Origin of the sequence: Amycolatopsis sp. lyj-90, assembly GCF_046549035.1 — a bacterium.
Classification (GTDB): Bacteria; Actinomycetota; Actinomycetes; order Mycobacteriales; family Pseudonocardiaceae; genus Amycolatopsis.
Genome location: NZ_JAJPWP010000017.1, coordinates 133,958 through 152,728 on the forward strand (window position 1 = coordinate 133,958; position 18,771 = coordinate 152,728).

At 68.9% G+C, this 18,771-nt stretch carries 14 protein-coding genes; 5 read left to right on the plus strand and 9 right to left on the minus strand.

What is annotated here, in order from left to right:
• The first annotated feature begins 30 nt into the window (after positions 1–30).
• Positions 31–1,035: an aldo/keto reductase gene (locus ACLJPX_RS43210; RefSeq protein WP_410605935.1), complete on the plus strand. Its 1,005-nt coding sequence runs from the start codon at positions 31–33 to the stop codon at positions 1,033–1,035.
• A gap of 54 nt (positions 1,036–1,089) precedes the next feature.
• Here the strand turns inward: ACLJPX_RS43210 and ACLJPX_RS43215 are convergent, their stop codons facing one another.
• Positions 1,090–2,247, minus strand: coding sequence for an epoxide hydrolase family protein (locus tag ACLJPX_RS43215; RefSeq protein ID WP_410605936.1), 1,158 nt, complete (start codon positions 2,245–2,247; stop codon positions 1,090–1,092).
• 61 nt (positions 2,248–2,308) lie between these two features.
• On the opposite strand from ACLJPX_RS43215, the gene ACLJPX_RS43220 reads away from it, so the two are divergent.
• Positions 2,309–3,265, plus strand: a complete 957-nt coding sequence (locus ACLJPX_RS43220; RefSeq protein ID WP_410605937.1) for a helix-turn-helix transcriptional regulator — start codon at positions 2,309–2,311, stop codon at positions 3,263–3,265.
• On the opposite strand, the gene ACLJPX_RS43225 is transcribed toward ACLJPX_RS43220, so the two are convergent.
• Positions 3,262–4,923 carry a sulfatase gene (locus ACLJPX_RS43225; protein WP_410605938.1) on the minus strand — a complete coding sequence of 554 codons (1,662 nt, stop codon included), beginning with the start codon at positions 4,921–4,923 and terminating at the stop codon, positions 3,262–3,264. The genes ACLJPX_RS43220 and ACLJPX_RS43225 overlap by 4 nt on opposite strands.
• Positions 4,924–5,067: 144 nt before the next feature.
• Here ACLJPX_RS43225 and ACLJPX_RS43230 point away from each other — a divergent pair, with 144 nt between their 5' ends.
• Positions 5,068–6,654, plus strand: coding sequence for an alkaline phosphatase D family protein (locus ACLJPX_RS43230; protein WP_410605939.1), 1,587 nt, complete (start codon positions 5,068–5,070; stop codon positions 6,652–6,654).
• 29 nt (positions 6,655–6,683) lie between these two features.
• Complete coding sequence (gene htpG, locus ACLJPX_RS43235; protein ID WP_410605940.1) at positions 6,684–8,546, plus strand: molecular chaperone HtpG; 1,863 nt, start codon at positions 6,684–6,686, stop codon at positions 8,544–8,546.
• An 89-nt stretch (positions 8,547–8,635) separates the two neighbouring features.
• Here the strand turns inward: htpG and ACLJPX_RS43240 are convergent, their stop codons facing one another.
• Genes ACLJPX_RS43240 through ACLJPX_RS43250 form a run of 3 tightly spaced genes read right to left on the minus strand, consistent with a single transcriptional unit; the run spans position 8,636 to position 12,524 of the window.
• Positions 8,636–10,714 carry an iron ABC transporter permease gene (locus tag ACLJPX_RS43240; protein WP_410605941.1) on the minus strand — a complete coding sequence of 693 codons (2,079 nt, stop codon included), beginning with the start codon at positions 10,712–10,714 and terminating at the stop codon, positions 8,636–8,638.
• Positions 10,714–11,691 carry an ABC transporter substrate-binding protein gene (locus ACLJPX_RS43245; protein WP_410605942.1) on the minus strand — a complete coding sequence of 326 codons (978 nt, stop codon included), beginning with the start codon at positions 11,689–11,691 and terminating at the stop codon, positions 10,714–10,716. The genes ACLJPX_RS43240 and ACLJPX_RS43245 overlap by 1 nt, the downstream gene beginning before the upstream one ends.
• A gap of 17 nt (positions 11,692–11,708) precedes the next feature.
• Positions 11,709–12,524: an ABC transporter ATP-binding protein gene (locus ACLJPX_RS43250; RefSeq protein ID WP_410605943.1), complete on the minus strand. Its 816-nt coding sequence runs from the start codon at positions 12,522–12,524 to the stop codon at positions 11,709–11,711.
• 375 nt (positions 12,525–12,899) lie between these two features.
• Between ACLJPX_RS43250 and ACLJPX_RS43255 the strand changes: the two genes are divergently transcribed.
• Positions 12,900–14,066 (plus strand): helix-turn-helix domain-containing protein, encoded by a 1,167-nt coding sequence (locus tag ACLJPX_RS43255; protein WP_410605944.1) that lies wholly within the window; start codon positions 12,900–12,902, stop codon positions 14,064–14,066.
• 4 nt (positions 14,067–14,070) lie between these two features.
• Here the strand turns inward: ACLJPX_RS43255 and ACLJPX_RS43260 are convergent, their stop codons facing one another.
• The 4 genes from ACLJPX_RS43260 to ACLJPX_RS43275 are packed head-to-tail and all read right to left on the minus strand — an operon-like array spanning position 14,071 to position 18,748.
• A complete protein-coding gene (locus ACLJPX_RS43260; protein ID WP_174720519.1) occupies positions 14,071–14,940 on the minus strand; it encodes a metal ABC transporter permease in 870 nt (289 codons plus the stop codon).
• Positions 14,937–15,680, minus strand: a complete 744-nt coding sequence (locus ACLJPX_RS43265) for a metal ABC transporter ATP-binding protein (protein WP_410605945.1) — start codon at positions 15,678–15,680, stop codon at positions 14,937–14,939. The genes ACLJPX_RS43260 and ACLJPX_RS43265 overlap by 4 nt, the downstream gene beginning before the upstream one ends.
• Complete coding sequence (locus tag ACLJPX_RS43270; protein WP_410605946.1) at positions 15,677–16,600, minus strand: metal ABC transporter substrate-binding protein; 924 nt, start codon at positions 16,598–16,600, stop codon at positions 15,677–15,679. Before ACLJPX_RS43270 ends, ACLJPX_RS43265 begins: the two co-directional genes overlap by 4 nt.
• 48 nt (positions 16,601–16,648) lie before the next feature.
• Positions 16,649–18,748, minus strand: coding sequence for a (Fe-S)-binding protein (locus tag ACLJPX_RS43275; protein ID WP_410605947.1), 2,100 nt, complete (start codon positions 18,746–18,748; stop codon positions 16,649–16,651).
• Between the last annotated feature and the right edge of the window lie 23 nt (positions 18,749–18,771).

Below are 18,771 nucleotides of genomic sequence, written 5' to 3' on the forward strand. Positions count from 1 at the left end.
CCGGACCGATCTTTTCGTAAGGTCTAGACCATGGAAAAGGTGGAGCTCGGCCGGACGGGCCGGAAAGTCAGCCAGGTCTCGCTCGGGTGCATGACGATGGGCACCGCCACCGACGAGCGGACCTCGGCACGGATCCTGGACGCGTATCTCGACGACGGCGGCGACTTCCTCGACACCGCGAACTGCTACTCGTGGTGGGTGCCCGGCGCGGCGGGCGGGGAAAGCGAGGAACTGCTCGGGAAACTGCTGAAAGGCAGGCGGGACAAGGTCTTCCTCGCGACGAAGGTGTCGGCCGCGGTCGCCGACGCCGAGAGCGCGCGCAAGGGGTACCACGAAGACGGCAGCGCGGACTGGGACTACATCGGACGGCATTTCGAGGGCGCGGGCGGCGACGTGATCCGGCGCGGCGTCGACGAAAGCCTGCGGCGGCTCGGGACCGACCACATCGACCTGTACTACATCCACGTCGACGACCGGGCGACGCCGCTGGAGGAGACGCTGTCCGCGCTCGACGAGATCGTCCGCGCGGGGAAGGTGCGGCACATCGGCTGGAGCAACGTCCGCTCCTGGCGGCTGGAACGGATCCGCGCGCTCGCGGAACGGAACGGCTGGGCGTCGCCGGTGGCCGTCCAGCTGCAGCATTCGTATCTGCGGCCGGTGGCCGATTCGGCGTCGCTCGCCACCGGGGACATGCTCGATTTCCTGCGGGACAACGAAGACATCGCGCTCGCCGCGTACTCGTCGATCCTGCGCGGGATCTACGACGACTCCACGCGACGGCTCGCGCACCCCGTGTGGCAGTCCTACGCCGGGCCGGACGGCGAAGCGCGGATGGCCGCGATCGAGGCGGTGGCGGCGGAAACCGGGGCGACCGGGAACCAGGTCGCGCTGGCGTGGCTGCTGCGTCAGACGTCGCCGCGGGTGCTGCCCCTGATCGGGCCGCGGACCTGGGAACACTACGAGGCGATCCGGCCCGCGTTCACGCTGGAGCTGAGCGCGTCGCAGCTGGCGGTGCTGGACGGTGCCGGAGCCTGACGGACCTCGTGAGTGGTAAGGACGGTTAGAACCGTCCTTACCACTCACGAGCCGCTAGACCAGCTTGCGGAAGAACGCCCGGATGTCGCCCAGCAACAGGTCCGCGGCGTCCTGGGTCGCCCAGTGGCCGCCGCGGTCGAATTCCTGCCACGAAACGATGTTCGCGTGGTCGCGGTCGGCGAAGCGCCGCAGCGGCCGGAAGTCGTAGGCGAAACTCGCCAGCCCGGTCGGCGCGGTCGTCGGCTCACTCGGGTGCTCGGTGTGCTTGTCCTCGTAGTAGAACCGCGCCGCCGAGGCCGCCGTGTTCGTCAGCCAGTACAGCGTGGCGTTGGTGAGCACGTGGTCGTCGCTCGTCCCCGACAGCAGCTGCGCGCTCCAGGCCAGCTGCCCGGTCGGCGAATCGGCGAGCGCGTGCGCGAGGTTCTGCGGCGCGCTCTCCTGCAGCTTCGCGTAGCCGGACATGTCGTCGTTGAAGGTCTGGAGGAACTGCATGTACTCCAGTTCCTTCTCCGTCATGCCCTCGAACTCCGCGGGGTCACCACTGGGGAAGGAGAACAACTGCGTGACGTGCACCCCGACGACGTGCTCGGCGTCGACGCGGCCGACCTCGGGGGCGACGAAGGAACCGGCGTCGTTCCCGTGGGTGCCGTAACGCTCGTAGCCCAGCCGCCGCATCAGCTCGGCCCAGGCGCGGGCGGTGCGGTACCGGTTCCAGCCCTTCTCCCGGGTGGCGCCCGAGAAACCGAACCCGGGCAGCGACGGGATGACCACGTGGAACGCGTCGGCCGGATCGCCGTCGTGCGACCGCGGGTCCGTCAGCCGGTCGATCAGGTCGAGGTACTCGAAGACCGAGTTCGGCCAGCCGTGCGTCAGGATCAGCGGCGTCGCGTCGGGCTCCGGCGAGCGGACGTGCAGGAAGTGGACGTTCTGCCCGTCGATCTCGGTGGTGAACTGCGGGTACTCGTTGAGCTTCGCTTCCCACTTCCGCCAGTCGTAGCCGTCACGCCAGTAGGCGACCAGGCGCTGTACGTAGTCGAGGGGCACGCCGTACTCCCAGCCCGGCGTGACCGGTCCACGCTGCACCCCGTCGGTGACCTGATCGGCGGGCAGTTCGTTCGCCCACCGGACCCGCGCGAGGCGGTTGGCCAGATCGTCCAATTCGGACTGCGGGACGTCGATGCGGAAGGGTCTGATCTCGGTGTTCTCGTTCATGAGACCAAGGTAAGCTCCTATTAGGAACATGCCGTTCCTAATAGGAGGGCAACCTGAAAATATGTTGGACACTTCTGCTCGACTGCTCCGTTTGCTCTCCCTCTTGCAAACACCCCGTGACTGGACCGGCACTGAACTGGCAGAACGCCTCGAAGTGAGCTCCCGGACGATCCGCAACGACGTCGAGCGGCTGCGCGGGCTCGGCTACCCGGTGAACGCGACCCGCGGTTCCGTCGGCGGCTACCGGCTCGGCGCGGGCGCCGAACTGCCGCCGCTGCTGCTGGACGACGAGGAGGCCGTCGCTGTCGCGATAGGACTCCGCACGGCGGCCGGCGGCACCATCGCGGGCGTCGAGGAGACGTCGCTGCGCGCGCTCGCGAAACTGGAGCAGGTGCTCCCTTCGCGGCTGAGGCGCCGCGTCAACGCGCTGCAGGCGTACACGATCCCTGTGCCCAGGGACGAGCCCGGCCCGAGGGTCGAGGCGAAGACGCTCACCGTGCTGACGGCCGCCTGCCGCGACCACGAGCAGCTGCGTTTCGGCTACCGGGCCCACGACGGCTCGGAGAGCGTCCGCAAGGTCGAGCCGTACCGCCTGGTCAACTGGGGACGCCGCTGGTACCTCGTCGCCTGGGACCTCGACCGCGGCGACTGGCGCACCTACCGCGTCGACAGGCTGACCCCGCGCGTCCCGATCGGACCCCGGTTCACCCCGCGCGACCTGCCCGAGGACGTCACGGACCGGGTGCGGCGCGGCGTCTCGTCCGCCGCTTGGCGCCATCGGGCCGACGTCACCGTGCACGCGCCCGCCGACGAGGTGACCGCGCGGATCAACCCGGCCGTCGGCACGGTGGAGGCAGTCGACGCGAAGACGTGCGTGCTGCACACCGGCGCCGACAGCGTCGAGACCCTGGCCGTCCATTTAGGACTCCTCGGGTATCCCTTCACCGTCGAAGGACCGCCGCAATTGGTCGACTGCTTGCGTACCTTGGCCGATCGGTACCGTGACGCCGTCGGCTAGCGCGCGAAAGTCGTCAGGAACCGGTCCCGGAACGTGTGCATCGGCCAGACGGTCGCGTTCCGGTCCGGGTTCAGGCCCTCCTGCCAGTTCCAGCCGGCGATCTTGCCGAGGACGGCCTTGTCCCGGGTGACGACGGTGATCGGGACGTCGCGATCCGCGCCCTCGCCCGCGACGATCGGATTCGGCTGATGGTCACCCAGGAACACCAGGACGAGATCATCGTCGCCGTATGTCTCCACGTACGAGATGAGCGAGTTCAGCGAATAGACGATCGAGTCGCCGTACGCGCCGCGCACCTTGGCCGGGTCGGTGAACACCTCGTCGGGCGTTTTCCCTTGCGAGGGCATGGGTTGGTAGATCGAGCCGTCGCCGACGGCGTCCCAGCCGACCATGCGGGGGAGCGGGGTCCACGGCCAGTGACTGGTGACGAGGTCGATCTCCGCCATCAGCGGCGGGTGGCCCGCCTTCGCGCGTTCGGCGCGCTGGAAGGCCGAAAGCGTGAACTGGTCCGGCATCGTGGCGTAGGAGAACGGCGGGCCGTGGTAGCCGATGCCGCGTGAGTCGTAATAGCGGTCGTAGCCGTAGACCTTGCCCTCCGGCCAGTCCTCGGTGTGCGCCGGAACGACGCCGACGGTTTCCCAGCCCGCCCGCTTGAACGCGCCGCCGAGGGTGAACCGGTCGGTCTTCACGAAGTCGTCGTAGCGGTGCTGGCTGTCCACCCAGACCCCGGACTGGAACGTGGAGTGCGCCAGCCAGCTTCCCGCGCTCGTCGTCGGCGAGGTCAGGAACGCGCTGCGCGAGCCGTATCCGGCGTTCTTCAGCCGCGCTGTCCCGGCGTCGAGGACCGCGTCGACCTTGGGCGCGATGTCGGAATCCTGGACGGCCACCCGGCCGTAGCTCTCGATGAAGGTGAACAGGACGTCCTTGCCCCGCAACGCGTTCAGCAGCCCGGACGGCGGAGTGTCGCGAAAGGCGTCGACGGCGACTTCTTCGGCGAAGGACTCCCGGTCGCGGATGCCGGCCCGCACCTGGCGGAGGTCGTCGTAGGCGAACGCGACCGCGCTGCGCGACGCGAGCGGCTGCCCCGGCGCTAGCTGCGCGCCGAACAGCGCGCACCCGATCCAGACCACGCCGAGCACGGCGACCACCCGGGTCGAGGCGGTGCGGCGTCCGGCCACCACCCGGCTCAGCCGCAGCATCGCCAGCGCCATCAGCACGATCACGGCCACGGCCAGCAGGGTCAGCCCGGCGAAGGACGCGATCGCGCCCGTCCGGCCGATCGACGTACCGAGCAGGTCGACGCCGTTGCCGAGCACACCCCAGTCGAACACCGGGTTGAACCGCCGGTTCAGCGCGAGCCCGAACCCGATGTCGATCGCCTTGACGACGGTCAGCAGGCCGAGGACCGCGCCGGCGGACGCCGCGACGGTCCGCCGGGCCCCGTCGCGCAGCATGAGCACGACCGCCACCCCGAGCAGCGCTTCGACCGGCAGCCGCACGAACGCCTCCGGCGTCAGCCTGTCGAGGTCGTTCGGCGCGAGCAGGGCGAACAGCACGAGGACCGCGGAGAGGGTGGTCACCGCGCTGGACGCGATTTCGCGGGCGGCCGTCCGGTCGCCCGGCAGGCCCACGAGGGCGGGAGGCGTGAAAACCGACAACGCAGGTTCCTTCCGGGGGGCAGCCTTCATCCGGTTACACGGACGGCGGGCCGAACCGGTTCAGCGCGGCGAAGAGTTCACTCCTGACCAGCACGGCTGACACTCAGCGGACGATCTTGGCCCGGCTGTGGCACCGTTTCAGGAATGAGCTTGCTCCTGGGCCCCCTGCTGAGACACGTCGACGAGACATCGGCGACGGTGTGGGTCGAGACCGACACCGCGAGTGAGGTCGAAGTCCTCGGTACCACCGCGAGGACGTTCGAGATCCGCGGTCACCACTACGCCCTGCTGGTGCTGACCGGGCTCGAACCCGGCACCCGCACCGAATACGAAGTGCGCGTGGACGGCGAGAAGGTGTGGCCGGAGCAGGGATCGGAGTTCCCGCCCAGCGTCATCCGGACGCTGCCGGAGAACGAGTCCCGGGTCCGGCTCGTGTTCGGTTCCTGCCGCAAACCGCACGACGGCGACGTCTACGGCCCGGACGCGCTGGCCGCGTACGCCCACCGGATGGCGCACGGCGAGGAAACCGATTGGCCGCAGGCACTGCTGATGCTCGGCGACCAGGTCTACGCCGACGAGACCACCGATGAAACGCAGGAGTGGCTCAAGCAGCGCCGGGACACCTCGAAACCGCCGGGCACCGAGGTGATGGACTTCGAGGAGTACACCCACCTCTACTTCGAGGCGTGGGGCGAACCGGCGATCCGCTGGCTGCTCTCCACCGTGCCGACGTCGATGATCTTCGACGACCACGACGTCCGCGACGACTGGAACACCTCGTACACCTGGCAGCAGCAGATGCGCGCGCAGCCGTGGTGGAAGGAGCGCCTGCGCGGCGCGATCATGACCTACTGGGTCTACCAGCACCTCGGGAACCTCGGCCCCGCCGAACTCGCCGAAGACGAGACCTTCCAGAAGGCGATCACCTCCGGCGGCGACAACGCCGAGCTGCTCGTCGCGTTCGCCGACGAGGCCGACAACGAACGCGACGGCACCAAGGGCGCGCGCTGGAGCTACCGCCGCGACTTCGGCGGCGTGCGGCTGCTGGTCATCGACAGCCGCGCGGGCCGGATCCTGGCGGGCGGCGCCCGGTCGATGGTCGACGACGACGAGTTCGACTGGATCGAGGAGAACGCCGCCGAGGCCTGTGACCACCTGCTCATCGGGTCTTCGCTGCCGTGGCTGCTGCCGCCGGTCATCTCCCACCTGCAATCCCTCAACGAGCGCGCCTGCAACCGCCCCGGGTGGCGCGGCAGGCTCGCGGAGAAGATCCGGCAGGCCGCCGACCTCGAACACTGGGCGGCGTTCCGCGCGTCGTTCGAGCGGCTCTCCGCGATGATCGCCCGCGAGGGGCGGAAGGAAGATCCGCCCGCGACCATCGCGGTGCTCTCCGGCGACGTCCACCACGCGTACATCGCCGAAGCGCGGTACCCCGAACCGGTGACTTCGACCGTCTACCAGCTCACCTGCTCCCCGGTGCACAACGCGATGCCGCGGCCGCTCCGGCTGGCCTTCGCGGCCACCTGGTCGAGGCGGGTGGCGGCGATCGCGCGCGGCTGGGCACGCCGGGGCGGGGTCGGACCGGATCCGCTGACCTGGGACAAGGTGTCCGGTCCGCATTTCGGCAACGTGATCGCCACGGTCGACGCCGACGGCCGCTCCGCCGTCACGACGATCGAACAGGCCACCGGCGACGGCCTGGTGAAGGTGGGCGGGCAGAGGCTGGCTTGAGCCGATTTCGCGCTCGGTAATATCGCCGCGTGACCACCTCTGCCGAAACACTCGAGTTCCAGTCGGAGGCACGTCAGCTGCTTCAGCTGATGATCCACTCGATCTACTCGAACAAGGACACCTTCCTTCGCGAACTGGTGTCCAACGCCTCCGACGCACTGGACAAACTCCGCCTCGAAGCGTTCCGTGACAAGGAACTCCAGGCGGATACCGACGATCTCCACATCGAGATCGACACCGATTCCGAAAACCGCACGCTCACCGTGCGGGACAACGGAATCGGGATGAGCCGGGACGACGTCGTCGCGTTGATCGGCACGATCGCGAAATCCGGCACCGCCGAATTCCTGAAGAAGCTGAAGGAAACCAAGGATTCCGCGGCCTCGCAGGACCTGATCGGCCAATTCGGCATCGGGTTCTACGCGAGCTTCATGGTGGCCGACAAGGTCACGCTGCTGACGCGCCGCGCGGGATCGGACGAGGGCGTCCGGTGGGAGTCCGAGGGCGAAGGCACGTACACCATCGAGACGGTCCCGGACCTGCCGCAGGGCACGTCGGTCGTCCTGCACCTCAAGCCGGAAGACGCCGAAGACCAGCTCTTCGACTACACCTCGGCCACGAAGATCAAGCAGATCGTCAAGAAGTACTCGGACTTCATCACCTGGCCGATCCGGATGACCGAGGGTGAAGAGGTCGCCACGGTCAACTCGATGAAGGCGCTGTGGGCCCGCTCCTCCAGCGACGTCACCGAAGACGAGTACAACGAGTTCTACAAGCACGTCGCGCACGACTGGAACGACCCGCTGGAGACGATCCGGCTCCAGGCCGAGGGCACCTTCGAGTACCAGGCGCTGCTGTTCCTGCCGGGGCACGCGCCGCTCGACCTGTTCATGCGGGAGCGCAAACGCGGCGTCCAGCTGTACGTGAAGCGCGTCTTCATCATGGACGACTGCGAAGCGCTGATGCCGGAGTACCTGCGCTTCGTGAAGGGTGTCGTCGACGCGCAGGACCTCTCGCTCAACGTCTCGCGCGAGATCCTGCAGCAGGACCGGCAGATCCAGCTGATCCGCCGTCGCCTGGTCAAGAAGGTCCTCTCGACGGTCAAGACCTTGATGGCGGACGAGAACCCGTACAAGTACGAGACGTTCTGGAAGGAGTTCGGCCGCGCCGTCAAGGAAGGCCTGCTGGACGACCACGAGAACCGCACCGCGATCCTCGACATCTGCTCGTTCGCTTCGACGAACGACCCGGATAAGCTCACTTCGCTGCGCGAGTACGTCGAGCGGATGAAGGACGGCCAGGAGCACATCTACTACCTGACCGGCGAGTCCCGCCAGAGCATCGAGAACTCCCCGCATCTGGAAGCCTTCCAGGCCAAGGGGTACGAGGTGCTCGTGCTCACCGACCCGATCGACGAGATGTGGGTCGACGCGGTGCCCGGCTTCGAGGAGAAGCAGTTCCAGTCGGTTGCCAAGGGCGAGGTCGAACTCGACGAGACCAGCGACGAGCAGAAGGAAGAGTTCTCCGGGCTGTTGACCTGGCTGACGACTTCGCTCGCGGAGCAGGTCAAGGAGGTCCGGCTCTCGACGCGGCTGACGACGTCGCCCGCCTGCATCGTCGGCGACACGAACGACGTCACCCCGACGCTGGAGAAGATGTACCGCGCGATGGGCCAGGAAATGCCGCAGATCAAGCGGATCCTGGAACTCAACCCGGGCCACCCGCTGGTCGCCGGGCTGCGGTCGTCGTTCACGGAGAACGGTGAGAGCGAGGGGCTCGCGGAGACCGCGGAACTGCTCTACGGCATGGCTTTGCTCGCCGAGGGCGGGGAACTGGGCGACCCGGCCCGCTTCACCAAGCTCCTCGCGAGCCGCCTCGAAAAGACCCTGTAGCCGGAGCTGAAGGGGCCTTTCCCCGCATAAGACGCCACGAAGGGGCCCTTCACCGCATGCGATGCGGTGAAGGGCCCCTTCAGCTCTCGTCAGGGCCGGGTCCGCCAGAGCACCAGGATGAAGTACGGCGTCCCGACCATCGCGATGACCAGACCGGCGGGGATCTGGGCGGGTGCGATGACCGTCCGCCCGAGCGTGTCCGCGACGCTCACCAGCAGCGCTCCGAGCGCCGCCGCCACCGGGACGATCCGGCCGTGCCGCCCGCCGACCAGCGACCGCGCCAGATGCGGCGCGACCAGCCCGACGAACACGACCACGCCGATCGCGGACACCGCGGTGGCCGCCAGGATCCCGGAGGCCCCCAGGATCACCAGCCGCGACCGCTCGATGCGCATCCCGAGCACCCGCGGCGTGTCCTCGTCGAGGGCATGCAGGTCCAGTTCGCGGTGCTTGAGCCACAGCAACGGTGTCAGCGCGATCAGGGCCAGCGCCACCGGCGCGACCTGCTCCAGCGTGCGGCCGTAGGTCGAGCCGGAAAGCCAGGTCAGCGCCTTGGCCGAGTTCCACGGGTCGGACACCACGATCAGCAGCGTGATCAGCGCCATCCCGGCCGACCAGACCGCGATGCCGATGATCACCAGCCGGTCCGAATCCAGCCCCGACCGCCAGGCCAGCCCGTAGACCAGCAGGAACACCACGGTGGCACCGGCGCCCGCGGCACCCGCGATCGCCCAGGCGCCCGCCACCGGGACGACGGTGATCAGCGTGATCGCGCCGAGCCCGGCGCCCGCGGTGATGCCGAGCAGTCCGGGTTCGGCGAGCGGGTTGCGGCTGACCGACTGGATCCCGCAGCCGGACACCGCCAGCGCGGCACCGGCGAGCAGTGCGGCGAGGACGCGCGGAAGCCGTTGGTCCAGCACGAAGGTGAGCGCGGTCCCGGTGTTGCCGGTGACCCAGTTCATCAGGTCGCCGAGCAGCACCACCCGGTCGCCGAACATCATGCCCGCCACGGGGATCACGGCGAGCAGTGCCACCAGCACGGCGGAGATCAGCACGAGCCGCCGGGTCGAGCCGGCGACCCCGACGCGTCCCGCCGGAGCCGGACGGCGCGAGCCACTGCCCCGGCCGCGCCGGGCCAGCCACACCATCACGACGGCGCCGATGATCGTGGTCACCACCCCGGTCGGCACCCGCACGGCGGCGGCCGAGCCCATGATCGCCCGCAGGACGACGTCGGCGCCGAGCACCGTCACGACGCCGACCAGCCCGGACACCGGCAGCAGCACACGATGTTTCGCGATCGGCAACAGCAGCTTCGTGATCACCGGCGCGCTCAGCCCGACGAACCCGACCGGTCCGGCGACGGTCACCGCCGCCGCGGTCAGCGCGACGGTCAGCACGATCGCGCCGATCCGCGTCCGGCGGACCCGCAGGCCGAGCACGGTCGCGTTGTCGTCGCCGAGGGCGAGGACGTCGAGTTTGCGGCCCATCGCGATCAACGCCACGACGGCGATCACCACGATCGGCGTCATCTGCGCGGTCGCCCGAAGGTCGGACACCGTCAGGGATCCGCTGCCCCAGGCGAACAGGCCCGACGTCTCCTGCTCGAACAGGAGCAGCAGCAGGATGGTCACCGACTGCAGCGCCAGCAGTACCGCCGAGCCGACGAGCACCAGCCGCGGACTCGCTGAACCGCCGCCCGCCAGGCCGAGCACGACGACGGCCGCGGCGAGCCCGCCCGCGAACGCCGCCCCGCCGACCGGCACGAGCGGCAGCGAGAGGCCGAACGCGGAAATGGCCACCACGGCGAAATGCGCGCCCGCGTTGACCGCGAGCGTGTCGGGCGAGGCGAGCGGGTTCCGCGCCACGGACTGCATTCCCGCGCCCGCGACACCGAGTGCGACGCCGAGCAGCAGCGCGGCGAGCAGCCGGGGAACGCGCGAACCCTCCAGTACCGCGAGGGTTTGCGCGTCACCGTGGCCGAAGATCGCCTTCACCACGTCCAGCGGACCGGACGTCGACGTGCCCTGGGTCAGGTGGATGCCGGCGAGGACGACGATGAGCACCACCAGTCCCGCCGACACCACCACCGTGCGAATGGCTTGCGGCGCACGTGCTGTTTTCCTGAGCCCTCGGCGGGAAGAAGTACCTCGGACTTCTTTGAGCATCAGGCGGTGAGAGCCTTCACGATCTGGTCGCTGGTGGCGATGATCGACTTCGGGCCGCCGAAGGTCCACGTTCCGGACTCCAGTTTGTGGATCTTCTTCGACACCACGAACGGCAGCCGCTGGTAGACGGCGTTCTGGGCGAGCCCGGTGGTGAAGACGTCCTCTTCGGACGCGCTGTAGAACAGCACGGTCTTCGGGTCGGTGATCGCGGTCAGGCCCTCGACGTCGGTCTGGCCGAGACCCCACTGCGGGTCGACCTGGCCGGTCCAGACGTTCTTCGCGCCGACGGCCTCGGCGGTGTCGGAGACCAGCGAACCCTTGCCGAACGGGCGGATGCTGACGGTGCTGCCTTCGAGGTAGCCGTCGGCCATCAGGAACGGGGTGCCCGCGGCGCCCTTGGCCTCGACGGCCTTCTTGCCCTCGGCGAGCTTGGCGTCCATTTCGGACAGTTGCTTGCCCGCCTCGGCCTCCTTGCCGACCGTCTTGGCGATCAGCTTGAAGTCCTCGCGCAGGCGGTCGAAGTTGCGGCTCGCGTCACTGGTCTTGGTGACCACGACCGGGACGTACTTCTCGATCTGCGGCACCAGGGGCGAGTCGCGCTCCTCGGCGATGATGACGACGTCGGGGTTCAGCCCGACGATCGCGTCGACGCTGGGTTCGTTGCGCTTGCCGACGTCCTTGACCTCGGCGGTCAGCGGAACGGCCTTGTCCCAGACGTTGTAGCCCGCGACGTCCGCCGCGCCGACCGGCATGACACCGAGCGAAGCGACCATCTCGGCCTCGCCCCACTCGAGCGCGACGACGCGCTTGGCGGGGGCCTTGAGGGTGACGGCCTTGCCGCGCGCGTCGGTCACCGTGACCGGTCCGGTCGCGGCGGCGGACTCACTCGGCGCGGCCGTGGGGGTCTCGGTGGTGCCGCAGGCGGACAGCAGCAACGCCGCCGTCGCGACGAGGACGGCAGGGGTCAGCAAACGCATGGTTCTTCCTGGTTTTCTCAGGCGGGCCTGGGCGAATGCCGCCCGAGTGGCCTGCAGTGGATCGCGCCCGTCACCGGGTCGTTCGCGACGTGGACGGTGACGCCGTAGGCCTGGGAGAGGTACTCGGTGGAGAGCACCTGCCCGATGTCACCCGTGGCCACGATGGTTCCCTCGCTCAGCAGCACGACCTCGTCGGCGATGATCGCCGCGTGGTCGAGATCGTGCAGCACCACACCGACCGCGACGCCTTCGTTGGCCAGATCGCGGACGACGTCGAGGATCTCGACCTGGTAGCGCAGGTCGAGATGGTTGGTGGGCTCGTCGAGCAGCAGCACCGACGTCTGCTGCGCGAGGCAGGACGCGAGCCAGACCCGCTGGAGCTCGCCGCCGGAGAGTTCGTCGACTCCGCGTTCGGCCATCGGCGTCACGCCGGTCAGTTCCATCGCGCGGCGGATCGCGGCGGCGCCGTCGGTGTCGACCCCGCGCCAGCCCGAGCGGTACGGGTAGCGGCCGTAGGAGACGACGTCGCGCACGGAGACCCCGCTGGGAGTGGGCCGGTGCTGGGTCAGCAACGTGACCTGGCGCGCGAATTCCTTGCCGGACAACGCGTTCCCGCCCCAGACGGTGCGGTCGCCCAGCTGGACGGTGCCCTCGCGGGGCTTGTGCAGCCGCGCCAGCGACCGCAGGAGCGTCGACTTGCCGGAGCCGTTCGGCCCGACCAGCGCGGTCACCGTCCCGGCGCGCAGCGACAGGGACACGCCGTCCACCACGGCCCGCTCATGGTGCGCGAGCACCAGGTCATGGCCGGTGAGCAGCGCGTCTTCCGTAGACATGAGGGGAGCCTAACCTAATCGTGCGGTCAGGCCGATGTCGTGAGTGACACAGAGCGCGGGGTGATTGTCCGGTTACCGCAGGCGGCGGTCGCCCCCACGCCTCACGAGAGCTGCTGCCCCCAATGCGGCATTGGAGACGCTCAGCGCCCCCAATGCCGCATTGGGGGCACTGACCGCGTGGTCTTCAGGTGTGGCTGGGACTCATGGTGGTGTTCCGTCAGGGTGAGGGGAACTTTGAGGGACCCAGGGTCCCTCAAGGAGTCCTTCACGGACCTGCGCCCGGCGCGGGTACCGCCGCTTGGCCCGTCCGAGCGATCCAGAAAACGTCCAGTCGTCGTCCGTAGCCTTCCCGGCGAACAAGGCGGGGGAGGGGACATGGAAGGTCTCTACAAACTGCTGTGGGACCGCGTGGACCACAACGCGCGGCGGGCCGTCGACGTCTATCTGAGCGAGGTGCCCGATTTCCGGGCGGCGGCCCGGAGGGACGGGGTTCGCGCCTCGATGCTGGACTTCGCCGTCCTGCTCAGGCGCCGGGAGGTCGAACTCGCCGCCGACGGCGCGCCTTTCACCGGCGAGGATCTGGCGGTACTGGCGGCCTTCGGCGAGCAACGCGGCGCTCAGGGCGTTTCCACGGCTTCCGGACGGCGCGTGCTCGACCTGCACGACGTGCTCACCCTGCGGGAGATCCACGAGGCGGCGGGCCTGCACGAGGTCGCCCACGTGACCGAGATGATCGGCTGGCTGCCCGGCAACGGTCTCGCCGGGCAGAACGCTTATCTCCGCGGCTTTCTGGCCGGGCAGCAACGCGCTACGCCGTTCGTCAGACGGGCGCGGGAACTCGCCGAGACACTGCTCGACGACAGGGCGGTACTCCCCGGTCTCCCGGAAAGTCTCGGCCTGGGTTCCGCCGGCCGGTACCTGATCACGGTCGTGCGGTTCTCCGGCGGTCCCTTGCCTTCGGAGGAACGGCGCGAGGAGATCATCGGCGCGTTGCTGAAACGCGAGCGGGTACCGATGACCTGGCCCGAGCCCGGTGAACTGGTCGCCCTGTTCCCCTGTGATGACCCCGAAACGGTGCGGGAACGCGCGCTGGCACTTGTCCGTGAGTGCGCGGAGCTGGCCGGACGGCCCTGCGCGACGGGCGCGGCTTCCGGCCGGATCCGAGCGCTGCGGGACACCGCCGCGCTCGCCCGGCGGATCAGCCGGGTCGCGCCCGTCGAGGCCAGGCCGGGCAGGCTGCCCGTGATGACCGACGTCTTCGTCGAGCTCGGTGTCTCCCGGTTGCCGCAGGTCGACGACTGGTTGCGCGGGGTCGCGCGGCGGCTGGAGGCCGGGCCCGATCTCGTGACCACCCTCGACGCCTACTACCGGCACGACATGAACCGGCTCAACACCGCAGGGGCGTTGCACATCCACCCTCGGACCCTCGACTACCGGCTCCGGCGGATTCGCGAACTCGCCGGGATGGACCCGGGCTCCTACCAGGGCGTGCGGGCGCTCGGCGCCGCCGTCGCCCGGGTGCGCGCCGGCCGCTGGAACTGACGCGTCACGCCACCCGCGCCGCTTCCCGCCTGCGCTTGGCCAGCCGCTTCCCGACGATCCCGTGCCGCGGCCCGAACAGGTACACGAGCGTGAACCCGGCGCCCTGCACCAGCACGATCATCCCGCCGGACGCGGTGTCGAGGTGGTAGCTCAGGTACAGCCCGATCACCCCGGCGAGCACCGAGAACGACGGCGCGATCACGAGCATGCGGCCGAACCGGTCGGTCAGCAGGTACGCCGTCGCGCCGGGGATGATCAGCATCGCCACCACCAGGATCACGCCGACCACCTGCAGCGCGACCACCGCGGTCAGCGCGAGCAGCCCGAGCAGCGCGGCACCGAGCAGCCGCGGGTTGAAACCGATGGCGTGCGCGTGCGTGGGATCGAAGGCGTACAAGGTGAAATCGCGGCGTTTGAGCACCAGCAGGGCGAGCGTGATCACGCCGAGGACGCCGATCTGGATCAGATCCGAGGTGTCGACGCCGAGCAGGTTGCCGAAGATGATGTGGTTCAGGTCGGTCTGGCTCGGCGTCACCGAAATCAGCACCAGGCCGAGCGCGAACAGCGTGGTGAACACGATGCCGATCGCGGCGTCCTCCTTGACGCGGCTGGTGTCGCGGACGACACCGATCAGGGCCACGGCGAGGAACCCGAAGACGACGGCGCCGAGCGCGAACGGGGCGCCGAGGATGTACGCGAGCACGACGCCGGGCAGCACCGCGTGCGAAACGGCGTCGCCCATCAGCGACCAGCCGATCAGCACCAGCCAGCAGGAAAGCACCGCGCAGACCGTCGAAGCGACCACTGTGGACGCGAGCGCCCGCACCATGAAGTCGTAGGAGAGCGGTTCGAGGAACAGGTCGTAAAGGCTCACGCGGGTTCTTCTTCCCGTTGCAGGACATCGAGTCCGAAGGCCAGCGCGAGGTTTTCCGGCCGGAGCACCTCGCCGGGTGAGCCGTGCGCGAGCACCTTGCGCATCAGCAGGATCGCCTCGTCGGCGAGACCGGGCAGCGCGTGCAGGTCGTGGGTGGAGATGAGGACCGCGGCGCCGTCGGCCGCGAGTTCCTTGAGCAGCCGCGTGATCGTGGCTTCGGACCGCTTGTCCACCCCGGCGAACGGCTCGTCCAGCAGCAGGACACGGGCGCCTTGGGCGATCCCGCGCGCGACGAACGCGCGTTTGCGCTGCCCGCCGGACAACTGCCCGATCTGACGTCCGGCGAGTTCGGTCAGTTCGACCCGCTCCAGCGCCCGCTCGACGGCCTCGTGATCGGCGCGCCGCGGCCTCCTGGTGAAGCCGAGATGCCCGTAGCGCCCCATCATCACGACGTCCCGCACCGACAGCGGGAACGACCAGTCGACGTCCTCGCTCTGCGGCACGTACCCGATCGCGCCGGTCTTGCGCGCGCGGACGGGCGGGCCGCCGTCGACCGACACCGTGCCGGAGTCCGGCCGGACCATACCCATGATCGTCTTGAACAGGGTCGACTTCCCCGAGCCGTTCATCCCGATCAGCCCGCAGACGCGGCCGTGTTCGAGGGAGACGTCGACCCCGTCGAGGGCCAGGACCTCGCCGTAGTGGACGGTGACGTCCTCGACGCGGATCGCGGCGCTCACGGCTTCGCTCCGGTGAGGGCGGCCACGATCGTCTTCGAGTCGTGGCGGATGAGGTCGAGGTAGGTCGGCACCGGGCCTTCGGGACCGGACAGGGAATCGACGTAGAGGACACCGCCGAACGCGGCACCGGTCGCGGAGACGACCTGGCGCATCGGGGCGTCGGAGACGGTCGACTCGCAGAACACCGCGGGGACCTTGTTCTCCTTGACGAACCCGATGGCTCGGGTGATCTGCTGGGGCGTGGCCTGCTGTTCGGCGTTGACCGCCCAGATGTACTGCTCGGTGAGACCGGTATCGCGCGCCAGGTAGGAGAAAGCGCCCTCGCAGGTGACCAGTGCGCGCTCGTTCTGCGGCAGCCCGCTCAGCGCGCCGGTCATCTCGTCCTGGACCGCCTGCAGTTTCGCCTTGTAGGCATCACCGTTGGCCTTGAACGTGGCGGCATCGCCGGAGGCGACCTCACTGAACGCCTTGACCATGTTGTCGACGTAGATCCCGACGTTCTTCGGCGACATCCACGCGTGCGGGTTCGGCTTGCCCTGGTACGCGTCTTCGCCGATGGCGATGGGCTGGACACCCTCGCTGACCACCTTGTGTGGCGCGTCGCTCTCCGAGACGAACCGGGCGAACCAGGCCTCCAGGTTCAGCCCGTTGTCGAGGATCAGATCGGCTTTCGCGGCCTTCTTGATGTCGTCCGGGGTGGGCTCGTAACCGTGGATCTCGGCGCCGGGTTTGGTGATCGACTCGACCCGGAGCCGGTCGCCCGCGACGTTCGCGGCGATGTCCGCCAAGACCGTGAACGTGGTCAGCACCACCGGCCGCTTGTCGTCCGTGCCGCCGCTCGTTCCGTTGCCCGCGCCGCACGCGGTCAGGACGAGCGCCGACGCGGCCAGCGCGCAGACGGTCTTGCGGAGATTCGCCATCCCGTGAGTCTAGAGTTCGGTATGCCGAACTTCCAACTCTCGTGTGCCTCAAATCTCGGTCGCGGTCCGGTCTCGTTCACGCACGGTCTCCAGCAGTAGCTGGGAGACGTCGCGCACGGTGACGTTCTCGCCACGCTGCTCGCTTTGCCGCTGCACGAGGCCGTCGTTCAGCATCACGCGGCAGAACGGGCAGCCGGTGACGATGGTTTCGGCGTCCGTGCCGAGCGCTTCGTCGACGCGTTCGAGGTTGATGCGCTTGCCGATCTGCTCCTCCATCCACATCCGCGCGCCGCCGGCGCCGCAGCAGAGCGAGCGGTCGGCGTGCCGGGGCATCTCGCTGAGCGTGGCGCCGGTCGCGCCGACGAGTTCACGCGGCGGCTCGTAGACCTTGTTGTGGCGGCCGAGGTAACACGGGTCGTGATAGGTCACCGGGCCGGCGTCGACCGGTTTGACCGGGGTCAGCTTCTTGGCGCGGACCAGGCGGTTCAGCAGCTGCGTGTGGTGCAGGACCTCGTAGTGCCCGTCGAGTTGCGGGTACTCGCGGCCGAGCGTGTTCAGGCAGTGCGGGCAGGTGGTGACGATCTTGCGCGTCCCCGGTTCGCGGCCCTCGAACACCGCGTTCAGCGTCTCGACGGTCTGCTGGGCGAGCATCTGGAAGAGGAACTCGTTGCCGGACCGGCGGGCCGGGTCACCGGTGCAGGACTCGTCGGTGCCGAGGATCGTGTACTCGACCCCGGCCAGATGCAGCAGCTCCGCGGTGGCGCGGACGGTCTTGCGGGCGTTGTCGTCGAACGCGCCCGCGCAGCCGACCCAGTAGACGTACTCGACGTCGTCGGCGAGTTCGCCGTCGAAGATCGGTACCTCGAAGCCGAGGTCCTTGGTCCAGGCGAGGCGGTCGGAGTTGTTCTGGCCCCAGGGGTTCCCCTTGGTCTCGAGGTTCTTGAACAGGACGCCGAGCTCGCTCGGGAAGGCCGATTCGATCATCACCTGGTAGCGGCGCATGTCGACGATGTGGTCGACGTGCTCGATGTCCACCGGGCACTGCTCGACGCAGGCGCCGCAGGAGGTGCAGGACCAGAGGACCTCCGGGTCGATGACGCCGAAGTCCTCCTTCTTGCCGACGAGCGGACGCTCTTGGGGAGGCTCCTTGCCGTCCAGGATGTAGGGCGCGCTGTCAAAAAGGTGGTCACGCAGATCCATGATCAAAAGTTTGGGGGACAACGGTTTCCCGGTGTTCCACGCCGGGCACTGCGACTGGCAGCGGCCGCATTCGGTACAGGTGGCGAAGTCGAGCATGCCCTTCCAGGTGAAGTCCTCGATCTTGCCGCGACCGAAGGTGTCGTCCTCGCCCGGATCCTCGAAGTCGATCGGCTTGCCGCCGGATTCCATCGGCAGCAGCGGGCCGAGCGCGTCGGGGAGTCGTTTGGCGGTGACGTTGATCGGTGCCAGGAAGATGTGCAGGTGCTTGGAGTAGAGCACGATCGACAGGAACGCCAGCATGACACCGATGTGCAGCAGCAGCCCGACCGTCTCCAGCGGCTCGGTGACCGAGGGGCCGAGCGGCTCCAGGAGTTCGCCGACGCCGAGGGAGACCCATGCGCCCGACTCGTAGGGGAAGACGCCGACCGCCGCCGACGCGCCGCGGAAGAGGAACATCGTCCAGATCACGTTGAAGATCATGAACAGGATCAGCCAGGCGCCGCCGGTGTGCGAACCGAAGAACCGGGACGCGCGGTCCTTGCGTTCCGGGGCCTGGCGGATCCGGATGACCGCGAAGACCACGAGCGAGGCGACGACCGCGACAGCGATGAAGTCCTGCAGGAACCCCAGCGCCGCCCAGTGCCCGATGAGCGGGATGTGGAAGTCGTGGTCGAACAGGGCGCCGTACGCCTCGACGTAGACCGAGCCGAGGATCACGAAGCCCCAGAACGTGAACAGATGCGCGAGCCCGGGGACGGACCACTTCAGCAGCTTGCGCTGCCCGAAGACCTCGGCCAGATGCGTTTTCGCGCGCACGGCCATGACGTCCGACCGTTTTTCGTCCGGCTGGCCGGACCGGATGAGTTTGGCGAGCCAGACGGCGCGGCGGGCGGCGAAGGCGAGACCGGCGACGGTGATGAGCAGGCCGAGGATGAGACGAACGAGCACGAGTCCTCCGGGGGAGAATCGGC

Coding starts and splice junctions, on each gene's coding strand:
- ACLJPX_RS43210 (WP_410605935.1), top strand. CDS start 31: ATGGAAAAGGTGGAGCTCGGCCGGACGGGCCGGAAAGTCAGCCAGGTC.
- ACLJPX_RS43230 (WP_410605939.1), top strand. CDS start 5,068: ATGAGCTTGCTCCTGGGCCCCCTGCTGAGACACGTCGACGAGACATCG.
- ACLJPX_RS43240 (WP_410605941.1), bottom strand. CDS start 10,714: ATGCTCAAAGAAGTCCGAGGTACTTCTTCCCGCCGAGGGCTCAGGAAA.
- ACLJPX_RS43270 (WP_410605946.1), bottom strand. CDS start 16,600: ATGGCGAATCTCCGCAAGACCGTCTGCGCGCTGGCCGCGTCGGCGCTC.
- ACLJPX_RS43245 (WP_410605942.1), bottom strand. CDS start 11,691: ATGCGTTTGCTGACCCCTGCCGTCCTCGTCGCGACGGCGGCGTTGCTG.
- ACLJPX_RS43255 (WP_410605944.1), top strand. CDS start 12,900: ATGGAAGGTCTCTACAAACTGCTGTGGGACCGCGTGGACCACAACGCG.
- ACLJPX_RS43250 (WP_410605943.1), bottom strand. CDS start 12,524: ATGTCTACGGAAGACGCGCTGCTCACCGGCCATGACCTGGTGCTCGCG.
- ACLJPX_RS43220 (WP_410605937.1), top strand. CDS start 2,309: ATGTTGGACACTTCTGCTCGACTGCTCCGTTTGCTCTCCCTCTTGCAA.
- ACLJPX_RS43215 (WP_410605936.1), bottom strand. CDS start 2,247: ATGAACGAGAACACCGAGATCAGACCCTTCCGCATCGACGTCCCGCAG.